The sequence below is a fragment of the Lactobacillus sp. genome, assembly GCF_014803895.1.
On the sequence record NZ_JAAVAU010000029.1, the window covers coordinates 1 to 9,646 of the forward strand.

Consider the following 9,646-nt stretch of genomic DNA (forward strand, 5'->3'; position numbering starts at 1 on the left):
CCACCATTTTTCTTAACGGCATCAGCAGCTGCTTGAGCACCTTTTTCATCTGAGTGGTAGTTGATGACAACTTTCATGCCTTCTTTACCGAATCTTTCACTAATAGCAGTACCGATACCCTTGGAACCACCAGTAATAACTGCGACTTTATCTTTTAATTCTGAATAAACCATTTTCTGTTCTCCCTTTTATTTTTAATCAAATATATCCTATTCCTTGGAGTTCACTCCAGGTCAAGAACTTTTTTGATTTCTTTTTTAACTTTCGATAATTAGTATAGTTGACTAATAAAGTAATTAAAATTACCTTGTCTTTATAACAGTATACCTTATACGTATGGTGGCAGAAAACTTATTAGCACTGATATATTAACCTTCAGCTAGTAGTATCAAGGAATAAGCATATTTTGATATAAGAAGTACTTTCTTTTATTTTAAGCAAAAGCCGCATCCCAATAAAGGACACGGCTTTTTAGATTAGTTGAGAAAGTTTATTTGTATTAATTTAAGGAACAGCTGAAAACAGCTTTAACTTAAAGATTAATAAATGCTCTTGAAAAAATGGCCTTATAAAATTCTTTTCGAACTTTTTATTTCAAATTGGTATAGAATTCTTCATCTACTGGTTCAAGCCATTCATTAGATTGGTCTTCACCTGGAACCATGAATGCCAAGTGTGAGAACCATGAATCAGGAGAAGCACCATGCCAATGTTTGGTATTTGCTGGAACGAAGAAACTATCCCCTGGCTTCAATTCAACTGGATCTTGACCTTCAAGTTGAACGTAACCACGACCACCAACAGCAATAAGCATTTGACCACCACCTTTAGAAGCATAGTGAACATGCCAATGGTTAATTACACCTGGTTCAAAGGTAACATTACTGATTGGAAATGCATCATCAGTGATTTGCGCTAAATAGCTTTGACCAGTAAAGTACTGTGCATAAGCATCATTAGATTCACCGATTGGGAAGATGATAGTATTTTGGTAAGCTGCCTTTTCATCTTCAACAGTTTCGTCTGCCCAAACATCCTTAGCGAGTCTAAATGCAGCCCAAGCCACAGGCCAACCTGCATAAAATGCAGCATGAGTAATTATTGCCGCGATTTCCTTTCTAGTGATACCATTCTTTTTACCAATTTCAAGATGAGCTTTTAGTGAAGAGTCAACTAGTCCACGACCAATGAATACTGAAATAGTAATAATTGAACGAGTCTTTTGACTAATATCATCGTTAGCCCAGTTTTCACCAAATAATACATCATCGTTAAAATGTGCAAATTGTGGCGCAAAATCACCTAATTGATCTCTACCGGCGGTTTGATGAATTTCTGTCATAATAAATTTATCCTTTCTAATTTCAAATTACACTAAGTATATAAGTGATGTTTTCAATTGTGAAATATTTATTTCTTTGTATCAATTATAAGTAAAGGTTATTCAGTTAAGTATCTTAACCAAATAGCACCATTGTCATATTTTTTAACATCTTTGAGTTTTAATTGAATTGGATTTTTGCTTTCTCTGCGACCATCAAATAAACTTGGTTGATTAATTCTGCCATCAACAGCAGGTCCAATTACAACACTAATTTCATCAATTAAACCAGCTTCAAGAAAGCCACCATTAATCTTACCGCCACCAACGACAGCCACTCTCTCTACACCAAATTCCTTGGTCAAAATTTCCATAGCATGTACTAAATCAATACGTTTTTTACCAGTAGCAATCCAAGAAATTCCACGCTCATTAAGATAGTCGGTATATTCTTTAGGAGCATTTTCACTCATTAAAATTAAATGCGGTTTACTACTGTTATGATCATCACCCCAAGTAAGTGTACCTCGAGTATCAGTTACAATTTCGTAACTATGGGCGTTGGCATTTACCTTAAAACTTTGGTGACCGATTACTTCAGAATTTTTAGCTCTAAAAAGCTTACCATTAGTTAATTCTGTCGCAGCAGTTACCTTGCCACTGATTCGGCTAGGTGCGTCCAATGAATTTAAAGTGTCATAATAAACATTATTACCTGGAATATCAATTGTCATATCACAATCGATTCTGGCATCTAATGACATCATCATATGGCAAATAATATAAGGCTTGTCCACTAATTACTAACCTCTTTTTTCTTTATAACTTTTACTACTAAGTTTATAAAGAAAAAGCACTTATGTGAAATGCTTATTTTCAAGCTTAAATTATGCTTAGATTGTATTTTTGATGATTATCTAAAAACTAATCTTGACTTCTTACTTATTGTCAGTTATGATGAAAATCAAATCAATATAGGAGGTACACATCATGTTTAACAATCAAGTTACCAAAATGATCAATACTTGTTGTTGTGGATTGCGTCTTGAGCAATCCACGGTTTTGATGTGCCCTCATAAATTGAGGAACCGTTAAACTATCAAAAAATCTGGATAAATTTTTGCTTAAGACGTAATTCATTAAATTAATGAGTTGCGTCTTTTTTTGTTGCTAAAAAAGGAGATAAAAATTATGAAATTTGATACAAAGTTAATTCATGGTGGTATTAGTGAAGATCCTGCCACAGGTGCAGTTTCAGTACCAATTTATCGAGCATCCACATTTCATCAAAAAATTTTAGGTGGTGAGATTAAGTGGGAATATGCTAGAACCGGTAATCCAACTCGAGCAGCTTTAGAAAAACTAATCGCTGATTTAGAAGGCGGAATCACCGGATTTGCTTTTTCATCAGGTTTAGCTGCAATTAATACTACATTTTCGATGTTTTCTGCTGGTGACCATTTTATTATTGATAATAATATTTATGGCGGTACCTTCCGCCTGATTAATCATGTATTTAAGCGATTTGGTTTTAAATTTACAGTAGTTGACATGCGTAATTTATCCGAAATCAAAAATGCTATTCAAGATAATACAGTAGCTGTTTATTTTGAAAGTCCAACTAATCCATTAATGCAAGTTGATGATATTGAAGCCATAGCGACAATTGCTAAGCAAAATGATCTTAAAACGATTGTTGATAATACTTTTGCTACACCATATAATCAACAACCTTTAACTCTTGGTGCTGATTTAGTTCTTCATTCAGCTACTAAATACTTAGCCGGTCATAGTGACGTAGTTGCTGGATTAGCAGTAACCAATGATCCTCAAATTGCTCAAAAATTAGCTTTCTTACAAAATTCTATCGGTAGTGTTCTGGGTCCTGATGATAGTTGGTTAGTACAACGAGGTATAAAAACTTTAAGTGCTCGCATGCGTGTTCATTTAGAAAATGTCCAAGCGGTCATTAAATTTTTACAAAAAGATTCACATATTGGGAAAATTTACTACCCTGGTTTAGATGATTCACCAGAAAGTGAAGTAGCTAAGAAACAAATGAAACACTTTGGTGCTATGGTCTCTTTTGAATTAAAAGAGGGCTTAGATGTTAAAAAGTTTGTAGAGAGTTTGAAATTGATTGATCTAGCTGAAAGTTTAGGTGGAATTGAAAGTTTAATCGAAGTGCCTTCCTATATGTCTCATGGGAGTGTACCTCGTGAAGAAAGAATTAAAGTTGGGATTACTGATGGTTTAATTCGTCTTTCGGTAGGGATTGAAGCTGAAGAAGATTTAATTGCTGATTTAAAGCAAGCTCTTGCCCAATTGGATTAATCAATATAAACGAAAGGAATTTTTTAAAATGTGGAATACCATTATTACAGCTCTTCCCCAAATGATAGTAGCCGGATTACAATTTACCCTTCCTCTAGCTATTACTTCATTTTTCTTCGGTTTAATTATTGCCTTAGTAACAGCGTTAATCCGGATATCTAAGCGTCAAGGAGCTTTTAAAATTTTGAAATGGTTGGCTAGTTTTTACGTTTGGCTATTTCGGGCTACTCCATTAATCGTACAACTGTTCATTGTATTTTTTGGTCTACCCTATTTAAAAATCAAGGGTATTACTCCTGATGGTATAAAATTAGAAGCTTATGTTGCTGGCTTGATTACTTTTTCATTAAATACCGGAGCATATGCTTCTGAAACATTACGTGCAGCAATTAGTTCTGTTCCTGAAGGTCAATGGGAAGCTGGTGCTGCAATTGGTATGGGAAAATTAAAAACTCTTTGGCGAATTATTATTCCCCAAGCTCTCAGAGTTGCTTTACCTCCGCTAGCTAACTCTTTTATTAGTTTAGTTAAAGATACCTCCTTAGCAGCTTCCATTACAATTATGGAAATGTTTGCGGTTAGCCAACAAATTGCTGCAGCCAATTATCAACCATTATTAATGTATAGTTTGGCCGCCGTAGTTTATGCACTTTTCACAACGGTTTTGACTTACCTACAAAAATATTTAGAAAAAGTTTTGGACCCCCAAATAAATCATTAAGCTAGGAGAATATCATGAAATTAATTAATGTGAACCATATTGTAGGCAATAAGCACATTTTAAAAAATATTAATTTAGAGTTTCCTGAAGGAAAAACTACTGTAATTGTTGGTCCATCTGGAGCAGGAAAATCTACTATCTTACGGTCATTAAATTTATTAACCGTTCCTAAAAAAGGTAAATATGAATTTGATGCTCATCAAATTGACTTTAGCCATAAAATCGAGCGAAAAGCTATCCTATCAATTCGGCAAGAAACGGGAATGGTCTTTCAAAATTACAATCTCTTTCCTCATAAATCTGTTTTAAAGAACATCATTGAAGGACCTACACAAGTTTTAAAAGAAAGTAAAAAACAAGCCACTCTGGAAGCTCTGCAATTACTTAATAAAGTAGATCTAAGTAAATACGAAAACTCTTATCCATTTGAACTCTCTGGTGGACAAGCCCAAAGAGTAGCAATTGCTAGAGCTTTAGCAATGAAACCTAAATATATTCTTTTAGATGAACCTACTTCAGCTCTTGATCCGGAACTAGAATTAAGTGTTTTGCGAGTTTTATTACAATTAGCTAGTGAAAAACAATCAATGGTCATTGTTACTCATAATTTATTATTTGCAAAAAAAATTGCTGATAAAATTGTTTTCATTGAAGATGGCGAAATTAACTATGATGGTGACGCAAACACATTTTTCTCAGCAGATAATCCTAATAACCGTATCAAAAATTTTATTTCTTCAATGACACTAGAAAATTTATAAAGGATGGCTTAGACTATGAAACTACGACAAAAAATCTTCCTAACAATTATAGGAACTTTAATTCTGGGGTATGGATTTATTGGAAGTTGGAATGCTATTCATTCAACTAATTCATCCACAGCTAGTTCTTCTCCTAATCAAACCAAAAAGACATTAATAATTGGCTTAGAGGGAACATATAAACCTTATTCATATGTAAAAAATGGTAAACTAACTGGTTTTGAAGTGGAGCTTGGTAAAGAAGTTGCTAAAAAAATGGGTTTAAAAGCTAAATTTGTTCCAACTAAGTGGGATTCATTGATTGCGGGTTTAGGTGCAGGCAAATTTGATGTCGTAATGAATAATATTTCTCGTACACCCGAACGCGCTAAACAATATAATTTTTCGATTCCCTATATCAAATCTCGTTATGTATTAATTGTTCCTAAAAATAGTAATATCAAGAGTTTAAAAGATATTAAGGGTAAAAAGATGGCTGCTTCAACGGGGACTAACAATGCTGCTGTCACTAAAAAGTATGGTGGTATTGTAGTACCAAGTGAAGAATTTTCTAATTCTTTATCAATGATTCGACAAGGTCGTGTAGCTGGCGCAATCAACAGTCGCGAAGCTTGGTATGATTACAAAAAGAGCGGTAATACTGAGGGATTGAAAATTATTGATGTTTCTAAGCAAGAAGCTCCAGTAAGTATTTCTGCTTTATTCAATAAGAAAGATACCGATCTTCAAAAGTCTTATAATCGTGCAATGACTCAATTAGAAAAAGATGGCACTGTGAAAAAATTGTCTCAAAAGTACTTTAATGCTGACATAACTAAATAACTTGAATTCAAAAAAGTAGCTTTAACTCTTATAGAAAAAATCTCCTTTATCAATTACATGGTAAAGGAGATTTTTGTTATTTACATAATAATCTAATAGGTTTTAATGCTTCTCTTAATATTTCAACTTTTATTAATACTTAGTATTTTCTAATACCATGTTGATATACTTGCTTATCTTTTTGTTGGACAGCAGCTACATCAACTAGAGGGTTTTGTTTTAAAACCAAAAAATCAGCATATTTGCCCACCTCTAAGGAGCCATATTCATCGTCTATCTTCATTAAAGTGGCATTTCCTAAACCTGCTGCATGTAGAGCTTGGTAATTAGTAGCTCCTGCATTAACTAACTCTACCAATTCTTCAGCTGTTTCTTCAATCGGATTACCAAAAGTTCCTGCATCAGTTCCTAAAGCTAAGTTAACTCCTGCTTTTATAGTTTTGCTAATATTCCTGTAGTAATCTTCAATTACACTAGTCATTTTATGGTAAGAAAATTCTGATAATTTTCCTTTACCCTTATCAACAATATTTTTAGCAGCAATTAATGTAGGGGATAAAAATGTTCCCTGCTTTTTCATTAATTCAACATCTTCATCACTAATATAAATTCCATGTTCAATTGAATCGACACCTGCTAAAACAGCATAATGAATACCTAATTTACCTTGAGCATGAGCACTAACAGTCATATGTTTTAAGTGAGCATCTTGAACAGCAGCTTTCATTTCGTCTAGTGATAATTCAACATCATCTACTTGATCAGTTTGAGAAAGTACTCCACCAGTTACCATTAGCTTAATATTTTTAGCACCTTTTTTAAATTGAGAACGAACAGCATTTTGTATATCAGAAATTCCGTTTACAAGATGGGATGCATTTTGAGCATGATTTTCACCGAGTAATTGATCACCATGCCCACCCAGGATAGAAATCGGCATTCCTGATGGCATGATTTGTGGTCCTTCAAATGGATATTGAGTTCGCATATTATTAAGTTTTATATCCGTATCAAATGGTACTCCACAGCTTCGAATATAAGTAACGCCACCTTTAAGAGCCGCTTTTAAATTAGCAAAAGCATTGTATATCCCAATAGTTTCAGTTTCTGGAAACCAATTAGTAATATGTACGTGTGAATTAAGTAAACCAGACATTACATATTGATTCTCTAAATCTATACTTTTATCTGCCTTTTTATATGGAATTCCAGTTCCTTTTGCAATAATTTTGCTGGTTGTATCGTCAATTATGAACCAAGCATCTTTTAATATTTCATCTTGGGTTCCCACAAATAAATTACAGTTTGTAAATGCAGTTTTAGTCACAATAAAGGCCACCTTTCTTGAATAATTACTTTTCATAATAGTTTAAAAATATTAAAAGTCAATGATTTTTATAATAAAACTATAATGATTAATTGAATAATACAAGTTTGGTAACTTATTGATAGTTAATTTATAAACTATAACCCAAACAGTTTATTACTTGAATCTCGCTACTAGCTCGTGTAGACTGAAAATAATTCTAAGGAGGACATTAAAATGGCAGATATATTAGTTACAACAACTGAAAATGTTCCTGGCAAAAATTATGAAATTCTTGGTGAAGTTTTCGGCGTGACTACGCAATCCCGCAATGCAATCAGTGATATCGGAGCAGGATTGAAGAGTATGATTGGTGGCGAAGTTCGAGGATATACTAAAATGCTTACAACTTCTCGTACTGAAGCAATTCAACGTTTGCGAGCTGCCGCCCAAGAAAAAGGAGCTGACGCTGTGGTAATGATGCGCTTTGATTCAGGCTCAATTGCCGGGGATATGCAAAGTATTGTTGCTTATGGTACAGCAGTTAAATTTGTAAATTAATAAAGGAGTTCACATTTCAAGTTGTGGACTCCTTATTTTGTATCCTAATATTCATTCTGCTTATTAAATAAGTTACGATAATCACTTTTTTTCAATAATGGTTTAAAAACATCTAAGAGTGCTTTTAATTGCAAGTAAGCAGCACTTTCCTGATATGCATCATTTAAAGCTGCATTAAATTGGTGATAAGTATAATTAGTATCAGTTGCAGTAGATAATTCTTTAGGTTCATGGAACGCCCATTTTCCTTGATAAAAACTAATCAGGGTCTCCGACAGCTTTTCTTGTAATTTATGATATATATCTTCAAGTGCGTCTAATTCTATATCAACTGCCTCTCCAAGACTAATTTCTTCATTTGAAACTATATAATTTATTTGTTGTTGAACTTCTTGGTAGCCATTGAATAATTGGTTAGCGACGGTAATAATTTTTAAACCTAAATTATCTTGATAAAAATCATCTACAGATAAATATTCGTTTTCATTTAAGCCATTTAATCTATCAATCTCTTGAGTAAATGATTTAAAAATTGGATAAGTTCCTAAAAAAGTATATATACTGGTAACATCTTTTTGATCCTTTTGAAGTTTAGCCTTCATACCATATTTACTTAAAAATTTATGAACTGTATTGTAAAGGATAGACAAGATTTCTTGATAAAGATTAACTGCTAATTCTTGATTACGTCTGATTAAGTATGGGCTAAATTCTTCAAGTTGGATTTCCCCTTTAACTAATGAATGTAGTCTGTTATCCAGATCTATATTCTCATCATTAATATAAACACAAGTAATAGGTTTACCCACCCTACCTTCATCATTTTCATAACGAATAAATATATTAGGATAATACTTCGTCCTAACATATCCATAATAAAAGCCATCAGTGGCTAGATAATTACTAACTTTAATAACTAAAAAATGAAAATAATCTAGTAAATCACCTGAATTATCTGAAGTTGGTACATACCATAAATTATCAAGCATTAAGTTAGCATATCTCAAAGAAGATTGTATTTGTTGATCCTTCAACCTATGTTGTCCTCTTTGTTTCAAAGCAGCTAGTTGATCATAGAAGAAAGAGAGCTTTTCTCTTGTAGTCATAGATAAATAATTTTCTTCACCAGCTAAATACTGCTTGAGTGCATAAGAAGAAATATTAAATTGAATTCCTAACTTTTCCCAATCAATTAATTTATCATTAAGTAGTGAAATTATTTTGTCACGTTCTGACATCGAAGCATTTTCCATTTATCATTTTTCTCTCTAATCATATGATTTATATATATTAAGATTACTAGATATTAGCGCAAAGTAAAAGAAAAAAGAAGACATATGTTAGACTTAGTAGTGAAAAAACTTTGACTTATAAAGGAGAGGACGCCTTGATAGAAATATATCATCATAAATATACCTTCCCTAAAGTTTTAACTTTAGGCTTTGTTTTTATAATTTTAATTGGAACATTACTTTTACTTTTACCAATTTCTACTAAGTCTGGCCATACTGATTTTATGACTGCTCTTTTTACATCGACAAGTGCTACTTGTGTAACTGGATTATCCGTAGTTCACACATCTACGCACTGGTCTTTCTTTGGTCAATTAATTATTGCTGTCTTAATGGAAGTAGGTGGACTTGGCTTTATGACATTTGCGGTGTTAATGTCACGTCTTATTCGGCAACGAATGCAAATGTCAACTAAGTTATTGGCTAAAGAAGCTTGGAATTTTGATAATTTATCGCAAGTTAATGTCATTTTCTTAATCCTTCGCTTATCGATTGCAATTCAACTTTTAGGAAGTGCCTTATTATTAG

11 protein-coding genes are annotated in these 9,646 nt (G+C 32.9%); 6 read left to right on the plus strand and 5 right to left on the minus strand.

The window, feature by feature from the left end; translation table 11 throughout:
- From HDR40_RS08335 to HDR40_RS08345, 3 genes are all read right to left on the minus strand, one after another.
- Positions 1–173, minus strand: a 173-nt coding sequence (locus HDR40_RS08335) for an SDR family NAD(P)-dependent oxidoreductase (protein ID WP_290626753.1), incomplete at its 3' end; no start/stop codon positions are given.
- Between the two features lie 416 nt (positions 174–589).
- Entirely contained in the window at positions 590–1,342 is a 753-nt protein-coding gene (locus HDR40_RS08340; protein ID WP_290626651.1) for a carboxymuconolactone decarboxylase family protein, read from the minus strand.
- A 98-nt stretch (positions 1,343–1,440) separates the two neighbouring features.
- The gene (locus HDR40_RS08345; RefSeq protein ID WP_290626649.1) at positions 1,441–2,118 is read right to left on the minus strand and encodes a dihydrofolate reductase family protein; all 678 of its coding nucleotides are present in this window, start codon (positions 2,116–2,118) and stop codon (positions 1,441–1,443) included.
- A 394-nt stretch (positions 2,119–2,512) separates the two neighbouring features.
- On the opposite strand from HDR40_RS08345, the gene HDR40_RS08350 reads away from it, so the two are divergent.
- Genes HDR40_RS08350 through HDR40_RS08365 form a run of 4 tightly spaced genes read left to right on the plus strand, consistent with a single transcriptional unit; the run spans position 2,513 to position 5,959 of the window.
- Entirely contained in the window at positions 2,513–3,655 is a 1,143-nt protein-coding gene (locus tag HDR40_RS08350) for a PLP-dependent aspartate aminotransferase family protein (protein WP_290626647.1), read from the plus strand.
- Positions 3,656–3,683: 28 nt separating this feature from the next.
- The gene (locus tag HDR40_RS08355; protein WP_290626645.1) at positions 3,684–4,376 is read left to right on the plus strand and encodes an amino acid ABC transporter permease; all 693 of its coding nucleotides are present in this window, start codon (positions 3,684–3,686) and stop codon (positions 4,374–4,376) included.
- A 14-nt stretch (positions 4,377–4,390) separates the two neighbouring features.
- A complete protein-coding gene (locus HDR40_RS08360) occupies positions 4,391–5,137 on the plus strand; it encodes an amino acid ABC transporter ATP-binding protein (RefSeq protein ID WP_290626643.1) in 747 nt (248 codons plus the stop codon).
- Positions 5,138–5,152: 15 nt separating this feature from the next.
- Positions 5,153–5,959: a transporter substrate-binding domain-containing protein gene (locus HDR40_RS08365; RefSeq protein ID WP_290626641.1), complete on the plus strand. Its 807-nt coding sequence runs from the start codon at positions 5,153–5,155 to the stop codon at positions 5,957–5,959.
- 139 nt (positions 5,960–6,098) lie between these two features.
- Here the strand turns inward: HDR40_RS08365 and HDR40_RS08370 are convergent, their stop codons facing one another.
- A complete protein-coding gene (locus HDR40_RS08370) occupies positions 6,099–7,286 on the minus strand; it encodes an amidohydrolase family protein (protein WP_290626639.1) in 1,188 nt (395 codons plus the stop codon).
- 216 nt (positions 7,287–7,502) lie between these two features.
- On the opposite strand from HDR40_RS08370, the gene HDR40_RS08375 reads away from it, so the two are divergent.
- Positions 7,503–7,826, plus strand: a complete 324-nt coding sequence (locus HDR40_RS08375) for a heavy metal-binding domain-containing protein (protein ID WP_290626637.1) — start codon at positions 7,503–7,505, stop codon at positions 7,824–7,826.
- Between the two features lie 44 nt (positions 7,827–7,870).
- Here HDR40_RS08375 and HDR40_RS08380 read toward each other — a convergent pair whose 3' ends face one another.
- Positions 7,871–9,079, minus strand: a complete 1,209-nt coding sequence (locus HDR40_RS08380; RefSeq protein WP_290626635.1) for a hypothetical protein — start codon at positions 9,077–9,079, stop codon at positions 7,871–7,873.
- A gap of 134 nt (positions 9,080–9,213) precedes the next feature.
- On the opposite strand from HDR40_RS08380, the gene HDR40_RS08385 reads away from it, so the two are divergent.
- On the plus strand, positions 9,214–9,646 hold a 433-nt coding region (locus HDR40_RS08385), incomplete at its 3' end, for a potassium transporter TrkG (protein ID WP_290628222.1).